The organism is Spirillospora sp. CA-294931, from assembly GCF_050946795.1.
In the GTDB taxonomy this organism is placed as follows: Bacteria; Actinomycetota; Actinomycetes; order Streptosporangiales; family Streptosporangiaceae; genus Spirillospora.
In genome coordinates, this window is record NZ_CP192006.1 from 7,632,901 (window position 1) to 7,652,293 (window position 19,393).

Sequence of the window (19,393 nt, forward strand, 5' to 3'; positions counted from 1 at the left end):
GAAGGTGGTGCGCGTTGGGCGCACCCCGGGAACCGGAGGGCGGATCTCCGTGGGCACCGTACGGTCGCGGCTGCATCACGCCAGGAAGAGCATCCCCGGTGCCCTCGGCCTGGAGGAGCTCAGCCATGAATGACCTCGATCAGCTTCGAGCGATGCGCGCCGACGCCCCAGAGCCGAACGAGGGTCGGCTGGCCGCTGACCGAACCTTGAGGCGGCCGGGGCCGGCGCGCCGCCGCCTCAGCGGCGCCTGCCAAGGCCGCGGAAACGCGTGGCAGAATCCGCCGCATGACCGACCGGTGGCCCGAGATCGACGAGCACATCGTGGCCCACCGCATCCTTCCGGCCATGATGATCCTGCGGCAGGAGTTCGGTTTCGGCATCCCCGAGGCGATCGGCGCGTTCGACGCCCGATACAGATTTCTCCGGGAGACCCGTCCGGATGACTTCACCGTGAGCCTCGAGGAGTACGGTCGGCATTTCTACAGCTGACCAATGCTGCGGTTGGGGCGTGCTTTTGAGGGGCTTGATCCATGGAACCCGATGGTCGAGGAGATGGCTGAGCGATGACGTCCTTGATGATTCTTGTGGCCGGGCCCTATCGGTCGGGTACCGGTGACGATCCGGCCAAGCTCGCCGCCAATGTCGCGGCGATGAACGAGGCCGCGCTGGCCCTCTTTCGTGCGGGTCACCTTCCCGTTACGGGCGAGGCTCTCGCGCTGCCCCTCATCGAGACCGGCGGATCGGCCCGGATCGGCGACGCGGTGTTCACCGAGATCTTCCATCCCGTCGCCGAGCGCCTGCTGGAGCGCTGTGACGCCGTTCTCCGCATCGGGGGCGCCTCCGCGGGGGCCGACATGATGATCGAGCAGGCCAGGGCCCAGGGCAAGGACGTGTACTTCGCCGTCGGGGACGTCCCCGAACCCGCCTGATCCGGTGCGTCACTCTACGGGGGCTCCGGCGACGAAGGTTCGTTCCGGCGGGGACGCCACGAGTTCGACCGTGGTTCCGGCACGGAGGTCCTCGCCGGCGACTCGGGTGATCGCGTCGGTGAGGGCGGCGCCCAGGCGCGCGGAGATCTCGGCGGCGTCGGGACGGTCGAAGAGCCCGGCGCGCACGCCCAGGGTCACCGAGACGTTCGTGTCCGCGGCCTTGCCGCCCTGGGCGAAGCGGCCGCCGGGGACTCCGGCCAGGCGGATGCCCACCAGGTCGCGCGCCCATTCGCCGTAGACCTCGACGATAGCCTCGGTCATGGCGGCGATGAGCTCGGGCTCGTTGCCGTCCAGCCTGTTCTCTGGAAGGTGCGCGGTCAGATGCGGCATGGCGGACCTCATTTCCTTTAACTCTAAAGACTTTAGATTCAAAGGTACTTAGGAGGGGTGCCGTTGTCCACCGAACCGGACGGTCCGGCCGTCGACGAGGCCGTCCGCACCCTGCTGCTGCTCATGCCGCGGCTCGTCGGGCGCACCAAGCGCCTGCCCATCCCTCCCGCGCTCCAGGGTCTGGATCTCGCGCCGCGCCATCTGTCGCTGCTGGCGCATCTGGAGTACGACGGTCCGGCCAGCGTCAACGAACTGGCGGCCCGGCTCGAAGTGGCCCCGACCACCGTCAGCCTCATGGTCAGCGAACTGTCGCGGCCGGGCGTCCTGGAACGCACCGCCGATCCCGCCGACCGCCGCCGCCGCATCGTCGCCATCGCCCCCGCCTTCGCCACGCCGATCGCCGAATGGCTTTCCGGCAGCGTCACCGCCTGGGAAACCGTCATGCGCGATCTCAGCCCCGCCGAACGCGCGACGGTCATCACCGCCCTGCGCGCCTACGAGACCGCCCTGGAGGCGACGCGGCTAGGGCCGGACGACGACGGGCGGGATCCTCGTCAGGCATGAGGTGTCACCGACGCGCAGGTCGCGGATGAAGGCGCGCTGGATGCCCGCCGCGCATCGGGTCGGCTCCCCGGTGGGCACGTGGCCGGTGTGGGGGACCTCCACGACGGCGGCGTGCCGGAACTGGCGAGCGGCCTGCCGTCCCTCCTCGGTGGGGGTGTTGGGGTCGAGGGCACCGGACAGGACCAGGACCGGGACGTCCGGGAACGGGCCGCCGGTCGCCTGCGCGGGGCCGTCGTCCGGCCAGCGGACGCACGTGTTCCCCCGGTCATACGCCGCGCTCGTCCAAGCGCGCTTGCCGAACGGCCGGAAATCCTGGACGGGCAGCGCCCGGCGCCGCGCCGCATACTGCCGCAGCCGGGCCGCTACCGGAGCTTGGCGGTTCCACAGCGTCGGGTAGTCGTTGCACATCAGCGCCATGCTGTGCATCGGGTTGAACGGCTGCTCTTCCTGACGGGTGGCCGATGATCCGCTCAGCGGGCCGACCCGCCGGGCCGCCGCGACGAGCGGCGCGTGGTCGCCGCGCAGCGCGGCGCGGACCATCGCCGGGACGTCCCCGAAGCCCGCGGACGCGCCGGCGGCGCCGAAGACGATCACCGCCAGCGACGTGTCGTCCAGCAGCCGCCGCTGCCCGTCGTCCGTGGTGTAGGTGACGGGGCGCCGGGCCAGCCGTCCGGCCAGGGTCTCGCTGTCGCGCAGCACCCGTTGGCCGTCGCAACGGTCCCCGCTGTTGTCGCACAGCAGCCGGATCGCGCGGCGCATCGCGCGCGCGCCGGGACGGCCCCACATGTCAAAGTCGAGCGGGAACGCGCTGGAGAGCACCATCGACCGGACCCGCGCCGGGTGGCGCTTGGCGTATACCGCCATCAGGTAGCTGCCATAGGACTCCCCCAGCAGGTCGAGCCGCGCGACACCGAGCCCGGCCCGGACGGCGTCGATGTCGTCGGCCACCTCCGCCGAGGTGTAGCCGCGTGCCCGGGGGCCCAGTTCGCGTCCGCACGCCTCCACCGCCCGGACGAATCCGTCACGCGTCGGCGGAAGCCCGGTGAGCCCGCAGTCGACGGGGTCGGAGCGGTTGACCCCGCGCGGATCGACCAGCAGCAGGTCATGGTCGTCCAGCAGCCCGCCGAGGTCCCGGACGTACCGCTCGGCGGACGCGATCGCGGAATCCCCCGGCCCACCGGGGTTGGCGGCGATCATCCCCTTGGCGGGACGAGAGGCGTCCCGATGCCGGATGACCACATAGCCGACCGTCGTGCCGCCCAGCTCCGGACGCGCCCGCACCAACGGCACCCGCAACGTCCCGCACACCGCCCCGGCCACCGGCAGGCACCCGTCAGCCGCCCCCGGGACGACCGGCGCACTGCGCGCCTGCGCCCCAACCAGCGGTCCCACCGCCACGACCGCACACGCCGCGGCCACCACACTCAAGATCCTCTTCATGCCAGAACGTAATCAGCCGCCCCACCGACCGGACATCACCACCGATAGGGAACCCCCGGCTCACCCCAAAGAGCGATTCGGTTTACGGGTGTTCTGTGCAGAGGCAGGCGACGCCCTTTTCGATCCAAGATTGGCCTGTCCATTGCGGGTGCCGCTCGATCATCAGGGATTTGATTTCGGCCGTCATGGTTTCGAGGGGCATCGCGGAGTCTCGGCGTTTCCAGGTTTCGTCGCGGAGCGACTCCAGGTAGTCGCGGACGTCGGCCAGCAATTGCGGGCCGGATATGTCGCCGTGGCCGGGGACCACCGTTTGGGGGGCCGTGGCGATGAGGCGGTGCATGACTTCGAGCCAGTCGAGTCCTGAGACATCGACGTCATACGGGGGGAACCAGGGGAAGATCGCGAACTGGCCGGCCTCGACCAGGTCGCCCGTGAACAGGACGCCCGCATCGGGAACGGTCACGACCTGGTCGCCCTTGCTGTGGGCTCGCCCCGTGGCGCGCAGCTGGACGGTCCGGCCGCCCAGGTCGAGTTCGTGGGTGTCGTTGTAGATCGTGTCCGGTGTTCCCAGGTGGACGTCTTCCAGGTGGCGGGCGATGTGCGGGCCGAGCGTGCGGAACATTTCCAGATAGGCCGGACCTTTGGCCTCCAGGTCGGCGGCCTGGGTTCTGTTGATGAGGTAGGTGGCCTTACCGGCGAAAGCCTGGGCACCGAAGGCGTGCTCGGGGTGGAAGTGGGTCGTGGTGAGATACAGCTTGCGGCCTTTGGCGTAAGCGGAGGCGAAGGCGAGGACCTGTTCGGCGTTGCGCGGTCCCAGGCCGGTCTCGACGACCAGGACGGAATGGTCGCCGCCGATGACACCGATGTTGGGGACGAGTTCGACCCCGAGGTTGGGAATCACCAGGAGGTCTCGGGCGAGATCATTGGCCTGGCCGACCTCGACGAGGGGGTCGTGGTTGAGGGGTTCGGTGTCCATGGCCCGACTGTGCTGTCCGGGTCGGCACCGCGTCCAACACCGGCTTCGCACGGCCGATGCCGGATCGGTATCATGGCTGCTCATGGAGTTGCGGCTGCTGCGGTACTTCGTCGCCGTCGCCGAGGAACTGCACTTCGGACGGGCCGCGGCGCGCCTGCATATGACGCAACCGCCGCTGAGCCGCGCGATCAAGCAACTGGAGAACGAGCTGGGCGTGGTGCTGCTGCGTCGTTCGGCCGGCGGCGTCGCGCTCACGTCCGCCGGAAAGATCCTTTACACGGAGGCCCGCACCCTGCTGGAACAGGCCGAGCAGGCGCGCATTCGGGTGGCGGCGGCGGCCGGTGAGGTGACGCTCACCGTCGGGACGCTGGGTGACAGCGCCGGGGACGTCGGCACCCGACTGGCCGCGACGTTCCGTCGCCGGCACCCCGATGTCGCGATCCGGTTCCGGGAGGCGGATTTCACCGATCCCACCACCGGGCTTCGCAACGGGGTGGTCGACGTCGCGCTCACCCGTTCTCCTTTCGACGACACCGGCATCAGCGTGTGCGTCCTGCGGTCCGAGCCGGTCGGGGTGGTGCTGCGTTCGGACGACCCTCTGGCGGAGCGCGCTTCGCTTCGCCTGGGCGACCTTGACGATCGTGCCTGGTTCCAGCTTCCGGAGGGGACGGACCCGATCTGGCGTGCCTACTGGAACGGGGCGGCGCCGGTCGGGGACCGTCCGGCGGGTCCGGTGGTGCGGACCGTCAACGAGTGCATGCAGGCCGTGCTGTGGAACGGCCATGTCGGCATCGCACCGCTGGGCCATTTCCTGCCCGAGGGGCTCACCACGGTGCCGCTGGTCGACATGCCCCCGAGCCCGCTGGTCGTGGCGTGGATGAGCGGCCGGGAGAGCCCTCTGGTCCGGTCCTTCATCCGGATCGCCGTCGAAACGTTCGGCTGACCGGGGTCTCCCGGCCGTGCACGACCAGCGCTCGCAGGAGGCAGGCGAGCGCGGCGGTCGAGGCGACCGTCCGGGCGGTGTTCCAGGCCACCCAGCGCTCCTCGAAGGCGGCCCGGACGGCGGCGGGATCGCTGATCGCCGCGGGGTCGCCGGCGGCGGCCAGGTCGTCGTTGAGCGGCACGTTGACGGCCATGGTGATGCCGAAGGCCACGGCGTACAGGACGAACGCGGCGGCGCTCCACCGCAGCACCGGACGTCCGTCCCGCGAGACGTGCAGGAGGACGGCCAGGGCCGTCAGCGCGAGGGCTCCGAAGAAGCTGGGCGCGAACCACTGGTTGCGCACGGTGGCGTTGATCCACTGCATGGTGCTGATGAACGTGCGGTCGTCCACCCGGGCCAGACCGATCATGACCGAGCAGGCGTAGGCGTAGAAGAAGCCCGCGATGAGGCCCATCGCCAAGGTCGCGGACGCCAGCGTCCAGCCCCGGGCGGCCGCGATGGGCGGGGAGGAGAGCATGGGGAACCTCCGGGATAGAATCGAACTATCGGGTTCGATTCTTAATCGTACCCGCAGGTTCGGTTAAGCGGAACGGCCGGAGGCACGCATGGCTGCAAGAGGACACGGGCGGGGCCGTCCCCGGGTCGGCGAACAGGCCGCCCGGCGCGAGGCGGCACTGGACGCCGCACTGGGCGAACTCCTTGAGCGCGGCGTCGCGGGACTGACGATGCAGGGGGTGGCCACCCGAGCGGGCTCGTCCAAAGAAAGCCTCTACGCGTGGTTCGGCAACCGCCAGGGGCTCCTCGCGGCGCTGATCGAGCGGCAGGCCGAGCAGGTGAACGCCGCGGTGGCGACGGCGATCGAACGTCCGGCGGATCCGCGCGTGACGCTCACCGCCATCGCCCGGAACCTCCTGACACTCCTGGTCGGCGATGTCTCCGTGGTGCTCAACCGGGCGGCGATGACGTCCCCCGAATTGGCCGAGTCAGTGCTGCGACACGGACGCCACACCACCGGCCCCATGGTCGCCGCGTTTCTGGAACGCCTCGCCGACGAGGGCCTGCTGTCGATCGGCCCGGCGGAGGAGGCGTTCCAGCTGCTCTACGGCCTGATCGTGCGCGACCTCCAGATCCGCGTACTGCTCGGCGAACCCGCCCCCGGGGAGGCCCAGATCCGGGACGACGCCGAGACGGCCGTCGAACGCTTTCTCACCCTTACGAGATGACCGCCCGGCGATTCGACCAGCGACAGCCGATCGCCACGCCCCCCTAGCCCGGACGATCGACCACGGCCGCAAGGGCGAGCTGTACCACCGCTAAGAACGGGGCTTTGAAAACCGGGACGTCAAGTCCCGGCTGCCGTTGAAGCCGGAAGAGTCCAACGCCGCGATGGACCGTGCCCTGGCGGCGCTAACGGCGGCATGAGCGCCCCTCGGGCCGCGCTGACTTCGCCGGTTGTAGATGAGGGTCACGCTGTGCGGGCTGCTGGAGGGCGCCCGTCCCGGCCGGGACGGGCGCCCTTCTGTTCAGGGTGTGGCCTGGTGGTCAGTTGCCGTGCGGGCCCGGTGCGGCGCTGCCTTTGTATTCTCCCAGGTCGGAGACCAGTTCGGCGATGTCGGGAATGGTGTCGTAGCGGCGCTGGTGCAGGGCGGCGATCTTTGCGCCGATGTCCGGGTCGGGGTCGTCGGTGATGTCGAATGAGGTCATCTTGTCGATCAGCGGTAGTCCGATGCGGTCGGTGTGCAGGTGTGCGGGGTGGATGAGGTACTCCCAGTAGCGGTCGAGGTCCTCGATCGCCCAGGTGGCTCCCCACTCGTACTCACCGCCGTAGTCGCGGCCGACGACGAAGGACGTCACGGGCGGGATCTGGCCGTGGTCGCGCAGGCTCTGGAGGGCCTCCTCGAGCTGGTGCGGTGTGACTTCGGGCTTGAGGGTGAAGCGGATGCCGTGGAGGATCATCGGTCTTTCCTTCCGAGTGGTTGTGCTGGGTTGTCGTGGTCGGGTGGGCGTGGGTTGGTCAGCCGACGGCGGCGCGGGTCCTGCGGATCACCCACGGTGCGAGGGCGGCGGCTGCTGCCATCGCGATCCCGGTCCAGGTGAAGGCGGCGGCGATGCCGGTGCTCTGGACGAGGGGTTGGACGACCAGTGGGGACAGGAACTGTCCGAGGAAGATGCCCGTGACCAGGCCGCTGAGGACCCGGCCGCGCTGGTGGGGGTGGGCGAGTTCGCTGAGCCGCAGGTTGAGGTTGGGGACGACGAATCCGACGCCGACGCCGCCGACGAGCAGCCCGGCGGCGATCTGGGCGACGGCGTCGGCCGTGCCGACCAGCAGCCAGCCCGCGCCGAGCAGGGCGATGCTGACCGTGGTGATCGTGGCGGGCCGCAGGCGCCGGCGCAGTGCCGGGAAGGCCAGAGCGCCGATCGCGCTGGACAGGGTGCTCCCGGCGATCACCGCGCCGGTGAGGATGGGTCCGCCGCCGTGACTGCTGAGCAGGAACGGCAGTTGGGTGGGTGCCATGTAGAACGCCAGCGTCGCGACCAGTGCCAACGCGTACATGCCGAGGATGCCGCCGGTCGTCCCGGACCGCCGAGGACGTGAGGGGCCGGACGCCGGGGTGCGCTTGACCGGTGGTTCCTGGCGCAGGGCGCGGATGGCCAGCGCGGCGACGCCGGCCGAGGCGAGGTAGATCCAAAACGGTGCCCGCCAGCTGACCGAGGCCAGCAGTCCGGCCAGCGGCAGGAAGACGACACCGCCCAGGCTTGCGAAGGCCTGCTGCAGCCCGAGGAAGGACGCACGCCGCGGCCCGTCGAACCAGTCGGTGATCGTGGCGCTGACCGCCGTCATGATCGCGCCCACCGCGATGCCGAGCAGCGCCCTGGTGACCAGCAGCAGGTACAGGTCGGTGACGAAGAATCCGGCGGTGCCGCTGATGGCGTACAGAACCAGGCTGGAGACCAGCAGCGGGCGGCGTCCCAGGCGGTCGGCGACCAGCCCGGCGACGGGGGCGCTGACGGCGATCGCCAGCGAGGTGACGGTCAGCGCGAAGCGGACGAGGAGGTCCGCGCCAGAGGTGTCGGCGAAGACCTCCCGCATCGCGGGCAGACTGGGCGAGATGATCGCCGGCGCCATGATCGTCAGCATCGCCGCCGCCAGGATCGCGCCGCGCGCCGGGAGTGAGGGCGCCCGCTGTGACGGGGCCAGCTGAGTCGAAACGGATGCCATGGGGGGCTCCTCTCGCGGGGATCGGCCGAGAGCGCCCGGCCGGGGGGTCAGTTCCAGAGCGCGCCATAAAGGCCAGCGCGAGGGTCAGGACCGTTGGGGTGGTCATGGCGGTCTTCTCAATCTCCGAATATGTGTGGTCGATCACTCACTCTTTGCCTCCAAAAAATGGCCACCGGGGGATGTGACACAGCATGCCCGGGGCGAAAAACTGCTGGATATCGAGCTTGACCGCACGCCGCGCACGTACTCGACCAGGCGGGCGCAGCCGACGCGCATCACCTCCCGGGTCGCAGCCTCCAAGGTTGTGTGAGTAATAAACCACTCACACATTTGCTTGTCAAGGCTCAGGCTCGGAGCTCCGGTCCGCCGCAATGAGAACGAGAGGTCTCATCTCGCTTGTAGCGCGGCCGCGTGCGGGCTTGATCGTGTGGTGGTGAGTTAGGGGGTGAGCAGGGTGGGGTGTTCGGTGATGGTGGTTTTGCCTGGGTGGAGGGGGGTTCTTCGGCCGTCGAGATGGTGTTGGGTCTTGGCGTTGGGTGGGGTGGGGATTCGGGTGGCGCCGGCGGTGGTCCAGGCGATCTGGGCGGGACGGCCCGCGATGATGAACTCGCAGCGCCAGGCGGTGGCGGGGAGGCCGGACTCGGCGCCCTGGTCGCAGGCGTGGATCCGCGCGTCGCGGAGCCAGTGCTGGAGGCGTTCGACGTAGCGGGCGGCGCGGGTCGGGCGGCCGCCCACTTTCTGCAGGACGATGGGGACCTTGGCGCTCCCCCAGTTGTAGAAGTACATGCGCCGCATGTCGAAGCCTCGTCCGAACAGGCCGGTGAGGTAGAAGCGGGCGGCGTGGTTGGCGGCCTTCTCCTCGTCGAACTTGTGGCTGTAGGAGTCGGCGTAGGTGGGGCCGGTGTACCAGAGGGACAGGCCGGTCCCGGATTCGCGGAGAACCTCGCCGGCGGTCAGCAGAGGCTTGAGCATGACCTCCGGAGGGCCCGTGCCCTGCGCGAGCTTGAGGCTCGCCGCGTCGCAATGGCTGTATCCGCGCAGTTCGGCGAAACGGCGCATCATCCGCATCCGTTCGGGGTGGATCGCCATTCCCGGGCAGACGATGAACGCGTCGGGATTGGCGCTCTTGATGATGCGGCTGGCTCTGCGGGTCATTTCGACCAGGCGTTCGGGTGTTCCGGTGTAGAACGCCGTCTCGTTGGCGAGATCCCAGAGTTCGTACGCCCGGATGCGCTTTCCGTAGCGGGCCGCCAGTTTCCGGATGAACCTGTCCCAATACTTCAGGTCGTCGGGGCCGGTGGTGCGCGGTCTCTCCAGGAAGGGCATGGACGGTGAATTCGGCGCGGCCCACGCGGGCGTTCCGCCGATGACGTAGGACGCCTCGAGCCCGGCGCGCTCGGCGCCCTCGACGAGGCGGTCGAGGGTCGCCCATTCGAACCGGTCGCGCTCGGGTTCGAGGTTGGACCACCGGGTGCGGCTGTTCCAGAATCGGGCCGCCCCCATCGTGAAGGACGGCATCTGGCCGGTGTCGGAGTTGATCGTCGCCCCGAACCAGTGCCGCTCGACCGGTTTGGGGTGGGCCGCCCAGCCGGGCACGGTGATCCGCGGGGCGGAGGCGGGCGCCCCCAGCACGTTCTTGGGGCCGATCGTCCCGGCCGAGAGCAGGATGAACGCGGTGGCGATTCCCAGGGCCGCCGCGGCGGCCCTGCGGCGCGGCGAGCGCAGCGGGCGGGGCGAGCGCAGCGGGCGGGGCGGGCGGGCTGGAAGCGCGGGGGCGGCGGTCCGGCTTGACTCGGGCGCCTCGGTTGGGACGGGCTCGGACGGCTGGACCCAGGCTTCGAGCAGTTCGCGAATCTCCGCCGCGGTCGCGTCGCACGCCTTGCCGATGCGGATGACCGTCTCGGGGTCGGGCGGCAGGCCGTGGCCCTTGCAGTAACGATGGAGCGTCGACCGGCTGGTGAGCGCCCGTTTGCCGAGTTCCGCATAGCTGCGGCCGCTGCGTTCCTTGAGTTCGCGAAGTGCGCTCGCGAACGCGGTGTTCGCCTCTCCGGAAGTCACAAGTATCGCTCCGCCCCCATGGACCGTCTCGTGCGCGACGCCGTCACGCCACCTTAACCAGGCGGGTGCATCCGTCCCATCCTGTTAACAAAAGCGCAGGTCAGCGCTACGCCATGTCCTATTCGACGCCGGAGCGCGCTTTCCCGTTCCACCGGCCGGGATTCGTTGGACACAATGCCGAGGGCCGGTTATCCGGTCGTCGGTGATAACCGGCCCGATACCGCGCACCGGACCATGACGAGGGGCCTGGTCCGGTGCGCTCGTTCCCGGCCGCGCGCCCGGCGGGGCGGCGCATTCGGTGTGGACGATCATGATCGCCATTACCGGGCCGGTGAGCGGCCGCACGGTGGTCGCGGCGCTGATGATCAGCGCGCGGGGGATTCTTGTGAAGTCAAGGTGAGATTGGGGTTTCGGGAGGGTTTGAGGGATGCGTATTCTCGGGGAGCTTTGTTTGTGGTGAATGCCCTGCTTGCCGGGAGTGGTGATGGGGTTTGGTGCGCGCGGTTCCCGCGTTTCCGTCCGGGGCAGCTCTCCCGTTCTGGTCGGACGCGGGGCGGAGCTGGAGACCCTGACCATCGCGGCCGCCGGGGCCCCTTCGGTGGTCTTCGTCGAGGGTGAGGCCGGGGTCGGGAAGTCCCGGCTGGTGGCCGAGCTGGTGACGGGGACGCGGGAGAAGCCCGTGTGGGTCACCGTCGGGTACTGCCAGCCGTTGAGCGAGCCGTTCCCGTATGGCGTGATCTTCGAGTGCCTACGGTCGTGGAGCGGTCCGCTCGGGGAGCTGAGCCCGGTCACCGGGGCCCTGCGGCGGTACCTGCCCGAGCTGGCCGAACGGCTGCCGGAGCCGCCCGAGCCGCTGGGCGACCCGGTGGCCGAGCGGCACCGGCTGTTCCGTGCGGTGCGCGAGCTGCTGGACGCGGTCGGGCCCGCCCTGGTGGTGATCGAGGACGTCCACTGGGCCGACGACGGCACCCGGCAGATGCTGCGGTTCATCATGTCGAACCCGCCACGGGCGCTGTCGCTGGTAGTGACGTTCCGGCGCGAGGACCTGCCCGGTGACTCGCCGCTGGGCCGCGCGTTCCGGCCGACGCCCGGGACGACCAGCGCCCATCTGGTCCTCGGGCCGCTGGACGCCGAGGGCGTGCGCGGGCTGGTCGAGGCCATCCTGGGCGGCCGGTCGGTATCGCCCGAGTTCGCCGAGATCATGCGGCAGCGCACGGCGGGGCTGCCGTTCGTGGTCGAGGAGACGACGCGAGCGCTGCAGGATCTCGGCGGCGACGTGCACGACGACAGCGTCGCCACACTGCTGGACGACGTCGGCGTCCCGGCGCTGCTGCGCGAGGCCCTGCTGGAACGGACGCACTCGCTCTCGGACGCGGCACGGTCGGTCGCCGAGGCGGCTGCGGTGCTCGGCGTCCCCGCGTCCGCCGAGCTGCTGGGCGACATGGCCGGGGTCGACGGCTGGCGGCATCTGGCCCAGCTGCTGGAGAGCGCCGTCCTGGTCGAGTTCGACGAGAACAGGTACGGCTACCGCCACGCGCTGGCCCAGCGGGCCGCCTACGACTCGCTGCCCGGCCCCCGCCGGGCCGACCTGCACCTGCGCGCCCTGGAGGCGCTGTCGCGGCTCGATCCGCCGCCGCTGATCCAGCTCGCCTCGCACGCCAAGCGGGCCGGGCTGCCGGACGACTGGCTGCGCCACAGCGAGGACGCGGCCGACGCGGCCATGGAGGCCGGGGACGCGGCCACGGCGATCGAGCTGCTGCGCGCCGTGGTCGCCGAGCCCGGCGTCGTCGCGGCCGATGTCGACCGGCTGGCGATCAAGCTGTGCGAGAACGCGCTGACCGGGCTGTACCACGAGGGGGTCATCGCCCAGATCGAGGACCTGCTGACCGACCCGCGCCTATCGGCGGACGCCAAGAGCGAGGTGCGGCTCTGGCTCGGGCTGCTGCTGATCCGCACGACCGGTGAGCTCAGCCGGGGGCGGGCGGAGATCGAGGCGGCCATCGCGAGTCAGCGGTACGTTCCCGAGCGGCTGCTGCGCGGAATGTCCGTGCTCGCCATCCCCTACCTGTCTGGCGCGCCGCTCTCCGTGAGCCGGGACTGGTTGCGGCGCCTGGAGGAACGTGCCGAGGAACTGCCGCCCGGGGCGAACCGGACGGCGCTGCTGGCCAACATCCTCGGCGCCCGCGTGGACGGCGACCCCGAGGCCTGGAGCCGGATCGACCGGCTCATGCCGCAGCCGGCGGACGCTGACTCCGAGCACAACCGCCAGCTCGCCCGCCTGCACTGCAACCTGGCCGACGCCTGCTCCTGGGTCGGGCACTACGAGCGCGCCGCGACGTTCCTGCGCACCGGCCTGAACCTGGCCTCCCGGTCCGGGGCCTCGTACGCGTTCGGGACCGCCGAGGCGACCCGGATCCGGCTCGACTGGGCCTGCGGTGACTGGGCGGGCCTGGACGACCGCGCCGACCGTCTCGCCCAGGTCTACGCACACATGGGGCCGGTCACCAGCGAGCTGCACCTGGTCAAGGGCTGGCTGGCCACCGCGCGCGGCGACTGGGACCAGGCCGAGGCCGACTTCACCGTCACCGGCATGACCCAGCCCGAGTCGGCGATCTTCCCGGTGGCGATCGCCGCGTACGGCGGGATGATCACCATGCTGCTGAACCGCGACGACCCCGGCGCGGCCTGCGCGTTCGCCGACCGCGCCGTCGAACTGCTCCGCCAAAAGGGCGTGTGGGCCTGGACGGGCGAGGTCGCGCCACCGGCCGTCGAGGCGTACCTGGCTGCCGGACGGACCGCGGACGCGGGCCTTCTGGTGGACGAGCTCTGCGCCAACCTCGACGGGCTCGACGCGCCCCTGGCGAGCGCGGCGGTGATCGCGTGCCGCGCTCGGCTCGCCCGCGCGGCGGGCGACCATGCCGAGGCGGCCCGGCTGTTCGAGGACGCGATCGACCAGCACGAGCGCATGGGCATCCCCTACCGCGTCGCCCAGCTCCGCGAGCAGCTCGCCCGTGGCGAGCAGCCGGACGGGGCCGCGCTCAACGAGCTGGCACGTTCCTACGAGGAGCTCGGCGCCACCATGGACGCCGCCCGCTGCCGCGCGCTGGCCCGCGCCACCGGCGCCGCGACCCCGTCCCGCCGGGGCCGCCGCGGCTACGGCAACGAGCTGTCGCCCCGCGAGCGCGAGGTCGCCCGGCTTTTGGTCGGCGGCCAGACCAACCGGGAGATCGCCCAGGCCATGTTCCTGTCCCGCCGGACGGTGGAGGAGCACGTCGCCAACATCCTGCGCAAGCTCGGCGTCAGCTCGCGGCAGGACATCCGGCTCTGAGCCGCGCGAGCCCCTCCGCCGCCGTGGCGGAGGGACTTGGCGCCGTCAGCGCTTGAGGCCGTGCTCGATGGCCTCGATGATGCGGGGGCGCAGCTCGGCGGCGCTGACGATGGCGTCCACCGAGCCGACCTCGACCGCGCGCTGGATGCTGTGGACGCGGTCGAACTCGGCGGCCACCTCGCCCAGCTTCTCGGCCCGCACCGACGACTGGACCTCGGCGAGCCGGGCGTTGAGCGCCGCCCGCTCGGCGCCGCTGGTGCCGGAGATCCGGGCCTGGAGGTCGGTGACGCGCGGGTCGGTGGCGGTGCGGTTGTTGACGTCGCCGGAGAAGACCACGGCCGCCGCCGGGGCGCCGCCGAGCACCGAGGCGAACGAGCCCTCCAGGGCCAGCACGGTCATGTTCGGGTTGAGCGCCTTGGAGAACACCACGAACGCGCCGCCGTGGTAGCGGGAGATGACGCAGAAGACGATCGGGCCCTCGAAGTTGACGATCGCCCGGCCGATCTCGGCGCCGTACTCCAGCTGGAGCTTGCGCATCGACTCCGGGGAGCCGTCGAAGCCGGAGAGGTTCGCCAGCACCACCAGGGGACGGTTGCCCGAGGCGGCGTTGATGGCGCGGGCCGTCTTCTTGGACGAACGCGGGAAGAGCGTGCCCGCGGTGTAGGTGTCGGGGCCGTCGGTGGGCGGGAAGCCCCGCCGGGGCACCGACCGCGACTCGATGCCGATCAGGCAGACGGGCAGGCCGCCGATGTGGACGTCCTGCACGGCCGAGTTCTCGGCGTCGGCCATGCCCGCCCAGCGTTCGAGGACGGGGTGGTCCTGGTCGGCCAGGGCCCGCATCACCGTGCGGATGTCGAACGGCTTCTTGCGGTCCGGGTTGAGCTCGGTGGAGAAGATCTCGCCGACGGTGGCGAAGTCGCTGCCGGCCATGGTGTGCGGGTAGCCGGAGACGTCGCGGTCGAGCGGGTCGGTGGTGGCGGCCCGGCGCGGTGAGGTCTCGCCCGGCACCACGTAGGTGTGGTCGTAGTGCGCCATCAGGACGTCGCGGGCTCCGGGCAGGTCGGGGGCCCAGTACTGCGCCTGGCCGTTGGGTCCCATGACGCGGTCGTAGCCGCCGATGCCGAAGTTGTCCTCGGCCGAGACGCCGCCGGAGAAGTCGAGCGCCTGCTTGCCGGTGAGGACCATCGCCGAGTCGGGCGTCATCACCAGGATGCCCTTGGTGTGGGTGAGCATCGTCGCCTCGGCGTTCCAGTACGGCTGGGCGCCGACGTTGATCCCGGCGACCACGATGTTGATCTCGCCGCCGGCCTGGGTGAACGTCACGATCCGCTTGAGGGCGGCGGCGACCCAGTCCATGTTCTCGGTGCCCGAGGACATCGAGATCCGCGCGCCCGCCGACAGGGCGAACCATTCCAGGGGCACGCGCATCCGCTCGGCGAGGTCGAGCGCGGCGATCACCCGCGAGCACTCGGGTTCGGAGAGCGCGCCCAGCGCCTTGGTCGGGTCGCCGAGGAGGACGACCCGGGTGACGCCTTCGGGGTGGCGCTCGGTGGGCGTGGTGACGACGCCCGCGACGATCGCGGCGGTGTTCTGGCCCTTCGGCCGCTCGACCGGGACGAGCGCGCCGTGCTCGTCGAGGTCGTGCTCGACGAAGCGGCCACGGGGACCGGCGAGCATCCCGGTCAGCTCGTAGGGGTAGACGTTGCCCCGGCGCGCGGCGCGCAGGACCTTCTGGCGGTAGCCGTCCAGGGGGCGCAGCGGTTCGGTGGACGGGCCCGCGACGTGCAGGCTCGCGCCGTGCCCGGGCTCCTGGGTGATCCGCACGGCGATCTCGGTCAGCGCGCCGGCCGGGGTGCGGCGGCGGGCCACGAACTGGACCTCCTCCAGGCCCGCGCCGCCGATGGTCGGCTGCAGCCGCCGGACCAGCGCCTTGAGCTCGTCGACGGTCAGGTCGGTCGGCGGCCAGATGTACAGCAGGATCCGGTTGATGTCGTAGCGCTTGTTCTGCGGCCGCTGCGCCTGGATGGTGCGGATCGCGTCCAGGCAGGCGGTGAACACGTCCTCGGCGACGGGCAGGGCGAGCAGCCTGCCGTCGGCCTCGCGCACCGGTGTCAGGTCGCGGACCTGGCCCAGCGCGATGAGCCGCTCGTCGGCGGGGTTGCTCTTGGCGACGGCCTTGACCAGGTAGATCTCCTCGTCCGCCGACGGCAGCCTGGTGAGGTCGAACTCGCGCAGCCGCTGGAGCTGGAGACGCTGCGCGATCTGCGGGTGCAGGCCGCGGATCAGCCGGTCCTCGGTGAAGCCCGCGCCGTCGGGCCGGAAGGTGAAGTGGTGGTGCATCACCGCGCCGCTGGTGCCGGTCACGGTGGTGGTGATCCGGCGGACACCCGGCGGCTGCGGGTGCTCGGCCAGGAGCCCGGCGAGCCGCGCGGCCATGGTGTCGGCGTCCGGCTGGTCCTCCCAGGTGACGTAGAGGTCGGCGACCAGGCCGTTCTCGGGGACGTCGGCGGCGAACGCGCCGACGGAGGCGAACGCGCCGGGCAGGGCGTCGATGTCCACGGCGGTGGTGACCACACGCCGCAGGGGGCCGGAACCGGTGTGCTCGGCGGTGACGAACCGGCAGCCCGCGGTCTCCCGGGTGGTGACCCCCGCCAGCCAGCGGTTGCCGTAGTAGCGCCGGGTCAGCACTTCCAGCAGCGGTGTGTGGTCGAGCCCGTTGCGGCCCATCCGCTGGCCGATCAGCCGGACCAGGGGCTCGGAACTGCCCACCATGGTCTGGATGCGGTCGGCGCGGTCGGGCGCGTCCGGGTTCTGGTCGAGATAGCGCAGCTCGTCGCGGACCGCGGCGTACACCTTGGCGCGGTTGCGGCGCATCAGCGGCTGGGTGTACCAGCGGAACACCACGCCGCGGGCCAGGTCGGACACGGTCGGGAAGCGCACCTGGGTGGCCTCGACCAGATGCTCAAGGGTGCGCCCGGCGCGTTCGCCCAGCTCCTCGAACGGCGGGACGCCGCCCAGCCACTCGCGCAGCACCTGCGAGACGACCGCGACGCCGTGTCCCGCCTGCTGCTGGGCCAGGAAGATCCGGAAGACCGCGGCCTCCAGCTCCGGCGTCCGGTCCAGGCCCTCGACGCCGTAGTGGGCGAAGACCTTGGTGAGGTTGGCCTGGAAGCCCTCGGTGACGCCGGCGCGCTCGACGTCGAGGCTCTGCAGGTAGCTGTGGAAGAACTCGCGCGGGCTGTGCACCGGGCTGCCCGGCTCGGCGTCGAGCTCGCCGCCCGGCTTGTTGCGGCTGAGCTCGGACAGGTCGGCGAAGACGGTGAGCAGGTCGAGCTCGCCTTCGAGCGGGCGTCCGGCCAGCTCGGCGCGGGCGGCCAGGTAGCCGTCCAGCAGCCGCTCGCGGTCGCCCGGCGCGGCGTCGAAGCCGAGCAGCACGCCGCGCAGGTCACGCAGGGCGCGTTCGGCTCGCTCGGCCGCGGACGGGGCCGCGGGCGCGGCGGGCAGGTCGTTCTCGACCGTCTCGGCGGCGGCCTCGGCCTCCTGCGCGCTCTCGTCGGTCAGCGGTTCGAGCCGCATCAGCGGCGCGCCGGTCTCGACCTGGCTGCCGACCGCGACGGGGCACTCGCGGACGCGGGCGCGGAACGGCGCGCGCAGCACCGTCTCCATCTTCATGCTCTCCAGCACCAGGATCGGCGCGCCCGGCTCGACCTCGTCGCCGACCGACAGCGGCGTCGCGACCACCAGCGCGGGCGCGGGCGAGCGGACGACGCCGCCCTCGTCGCGGCTGATCCGGTGCGTGACGCCGTCGACCTCGACCAGATGGATCGGTCCGTGCGTGGCCGACACGACGCGGAAGCGGTGGCCGTTGACCACGATCTGGCCGCTGTGGGCGTCGAACCGCTCCACCTCGACCTCGGCCGGATGGACGTCGCCCCCGCCGGAGACGCCGACGCGGAACCGGCTGTGCCCCACTCGGGCCACGCTCACCCGGTAGCCGACGCCGCGGAGCTTGAGGTCGAGCGGGCGGCCCGGGTCGTGCTGCACCTGCGGGCGCCCACCGTGGGCGGTGGCCAGCAGCCTGCGGCGGGCCACCTCCTCCTCGTCCTGGTACGCCTCGATCGCGGCGGCGGCCAGCGCCACCGCCGAGTGCCGGTGGCTGACCAGGCGGCCCTCGCCGCGCACCCGGTCGATCCAGCCGGTGTCGGCGGTCGCGTCGATCACCTCGGGCTGGTCGAGCAGGTCGAGCACGAAGCTCTTGTTGACCGCGCCGCCCTCGATGATCACCGTGGTCTGGGCCATCGCGCGGCGGAGGCGTCCCATGGCCTGCTCGCGGTCGCGGCCATAGGCGATGATCTTGGCGATCATCGAGTCGAAGTCGGCCGGGATGGTGTCGCCCTCGCGGACGCCGGTGTCGACGCGGATGCCGGGCCCGGTGGGCAGCACCAGACGCGCGATGCGTCCCGGGGCGGGCGCGAAGTCGCGGTCGGGGTCCTCGGCGTTGAGGCGGGCCTCGATGGCGTGGCCGGACTCCTCCGGCTGGGGGCCCTCCAGCTTCCCGCCGGCCGCGACGTGCAGCTGGAGCCGGACCAGGTCGGTGCCGGTGGTGAGCTCGGTGATCGGGTGCTCCACCTGGAGCCGGGTGTTGACCTCAAGGAAGGCGAACAGCTTCTCCCCGGGGTGGTAGAGGAACTCCACGGTGCAGGCGCCCCGGTAGCCGACGGCCACCGCCAGCCGCTCGGCCGACGCCTTCAGCTCGGCGGTCTGCGCGTCCGACAGCACCGGGGACGCGGACTCCTCGATGATCTTCTGGTTGCGGCGCTGCACCGAGCAGTCGCGCACGCCCAGCGCCCACGCGGTGCCCTGCCCGTCCGCGATGACCTGGACCTCGACATGCCGGGCGCCGGTGACCAGGCGCTCCAGGAAAACCACGCCGGAGCCGAACGCGCGCAGCGCCTCCTGGCTGGTGCGCTCGTAGGCGTCGGTCAGGTCCTCCTGGGAGGCGACCATGCGGATGCCGCGCCCGCCGCCGCCTGCGGTCGCCTTGAGCATCAGCGGGTAGCCGATCTCCTCGCCGGCGCGCAGGGCGTCGTCCAGGGTGGCGACCTCGCCGCGACTCCACGGCGCGACCGGGACGCCGACCTCCTCGGCGATCAGCTTGGCGCCGATCTTGTCGCCCAGCCGGCGCATGGCGTCCGGGCTCGGCCCGACGAAGGTGACGCCGATCTTCTCGCACAGCTCGGCGAACGCCGGGTCTTCGGCCACGAAGCCCCAGCCGACCCAGGCGGCGTCGGCCCCGGTCTCCACCAGGGCCCGCTCCAGCACGGCCAGGTCGAGGTAGGGACGGGCCGAGGCCGGGCCGAGCGGGTAGGCGACGTCGGCCTCGCGGACGAAGGTCGCGGTGCGGTCGGCGTCGGTGTAGAGGGCGACCGTCTCGACCCGCGTCCCGGTCTCCGCCGAAAGCTCCCGGACGGCGTGGATGAGCCGCATCGCGGCCTCTCCGCGGTTGACGATGGCGACACGACTGAACACCGGTTGAGCCTCCCAA

At 71.4% G+C, this 19,393-nt stretch carries 14 protein-coding genes; 6 read left to right on the forward strand and 8 right to left on the reverse strand.

Translation table 11 applies throughout. From position 1 onward, the window contains the following. The first annotated feature begins 285 nt into the window (after positions 1–285). A complete protein-coding gene (locus ACQPY4_RS34575) occupies positions 286–489 on the forward strand; it encodes a hypothetical protein (RefSeq protein WP_433328257.1) in 204 nt (67 codons plus the stop codon). 74 nt (positions 490–563) lie between these two features. After that, on the forward strand, positions 564–929 hold the full coding sequence (locus ACQPY4_RS34580) for a hypothetical protein (RefSeq protein WP_433328259.1): 366 nt from the start codon (positions 564–566) through the stop codon (positions 927–929). A gap of 9 nt (positions 930–938) precedes the next feature. On the opposite strand, the gene ACQPY4_RS34585 is transcribed toward ACQPY4_RS34580, so the two are convergent. Further along, the gene (locus tag ACQPY4_RS34585; RefSeq protein WP_433328261.1) at positions 939–1,331 is read right to left on the reverse strand and encodes a tautomerase family protein; all 393 of its coding nucleotides are present in this window, start codon (positions 1,329–1,331) and stop codon (positions 939–941) included. Positions 1,332–1,382: 51 nt separating this feature from the next. On the opposite strand from ACQPY4_RS34585, the gene ACQPY4_RS34590 reads away from it, so the two are divergent. Then, entirely contained in the window at positions 1,383–1,883 is a 501-nt protein-coding gene (locus ACQPY4_RS34590) for a MarR family winged helix-turn-helix transcriptional regulator (protein WP_433328263.1), read from the forward strand. Here ACQPY4_RS34590 and ACQPY4_RS34595 read toward each other — a convergent pair. Then, entirely contained in the window at positions 1,842–3,323 is a 1,482-nt protein-coding gene (locus ACQPY4_RS34595; protein ID WP_433328265.1) for an alpha/beta fold hydrolase, read from the reverse strand. The two genes, ACQPY4_RS34590 and ACQPY4_RS34595, sit on opposite strands and share 42 nt — an antisense overlap. Positions 3,324–3,405: 82 nt before the next feature. Next, positions 3,406–4,299: an MBL fold metallo-hydrolase gene (locus tag ACQPY4_RS34600; RefSeq protein WP_433328267.1), complete on the reverse strand. Its 894-nt coding sequence runs from the start codon at positions 4,297–4,299 to the stop codon at positions 3,406–3,408. Between the two features lie 82 nt (positions 4,300–4,381). On the opposite strand from ACQPY4_RS34600, the gene ACQPY4_RS34605 reads away from it, so the two are divergent. After that, the gene (locus ACQPY4_RS34605) at positions 4,382–5,242 is read left to right on the forward strand and encodes a LysR family transcriptional regulator (protein ID WP_433328269.1); all 861 of its coding nucleotides are present in this window, start codon (positions 4,382–4,384) and stop codon (positions 5,240–5,242) included. On the opposite strand, the gene ACQPY4_RS34610 is transcribed toward ACQPY4_RS34605, so the two are convergent. Continuing rightward, the gene (locus tag ACQPY4_RS34610; RefSeq protein ID WP_433328271.1) at positions 5,211–5,759 is read right to left on the reverse strand and encodes a DUF1772 domain-containing protein; all 549 of its coding nucleotides are present in this window, start codon (positions 5,757–5,759) and stop codon (positions 5,211–5,213) included. The genes ACQPY4_RS34605 and ACQPY4_RS34610 overlap by 32 nt on opposite strands. 88 nt (positions 5,760–5,847) lie before the next feature. Between ACQPY4_RS34610 and ACQPY4_RS34615 the strand changes: the two genes are divergently transcribed. Next, the gene (locus ACQPY4_RS34615; RefSeq protein WP_433328273.1) at positions 5,848–6,465 is read left to right on the forward strand and encodes a TetR/AcrR family transcriptional regulator; all 618 of its coding nucleotides are present in this window, start codon (positions 5,848–5,850) and stop codon (positions 6,463–6,465) included. A gap of 319 nt (positions 6,466–6,784) precedes the next feature. Here the strand turns inward: ACQPY4_RS34615 and ACQPY4_RS34620 are convergent, their stop codons facing one another. The 3 genes from ACQPY4_RS34620 to ACQPY4_RS34630 all read right to left on the reverse strand — a co-directional run bounded on the left by ACQPY4_RS34620 (position 6,785) and on the right by ACQPY4_RS34630 (position 10,520). Continuing rightward, positions 6,785–7,198 carry a Dabb family protein gene (locus tag ACQPY4_RS34620; protein WP_433328275.1) on the reverse strand — a complete coding sequence of 138 codons (414 nt, stop codon included), beginning with the start codon at positions 7,196–7,198 and terminating at the stop codon, positions 6,785–6,787. Positions 7,199–7,256: 58 nt separating this feature from the next. After that, positions 7,257–8,462 carry an MFS transporter gene (locus ACQPY4_RS34625; RefSeq protein ID WP_433328277.1) on the reverse strand — a complete coding sequence of 402 codons (1,206 nt, stop codon included), beginning with the start codon at positions 8,460–8,462 and terminating at the stop codon, positions 7,257–7,259. 438 nt (positions 8,463–8,900) lie between these two features. Beyond that, positions 8,901–10,520: a helix-turn-helix domain-containing protein gene (locus tag ACQPY4_RS34630; protein ID WP_433328279.1), complete on the reverse strand. Its 1,620-nt coding sequence runs from the start codon at positions 10,518–10,520 to the stop codon at positions 8,901–8,903. A gap of 484 nt (positions 10,521–11,004) precedes the next feature. Between ACQPY4_RS34630 and ACQPY4_RS34635 the strand changes: the two genes are divergently transcribed. Then, positions 11,005–13,848: an ATP-binding protein gene (locus ACQPY4_RS34635; RefSeq protein ID WP_433328281.1), complete on the forward strand. Its 2,844-nt coding sequence runs from the start codon at positions 11,005–11,007 to the stop codon at positions 13,846–13,848. 45 nt (positions 13,849–13,893) lie between these two features. On the opposite strand, the gene ACQPY4_RS34640 is transcribed toward ACQPY4_RS34635, so the two are convergent. Further along, the gene (locus ACQPY4_RS34640; protein WP_433328283.1) at positions 13,894–19,377 is read right to left on the reverse strand and encodes a biotin carboxylase N-terminal domain-containing protein; all 5,484 of its coding nucleotides are present in this window, start codon (positions 19,375–19,377) and stop codon (positions 13,894–13,896) included. Positions 19,378–19,393 lie beyond the last annotated feature (16 nt).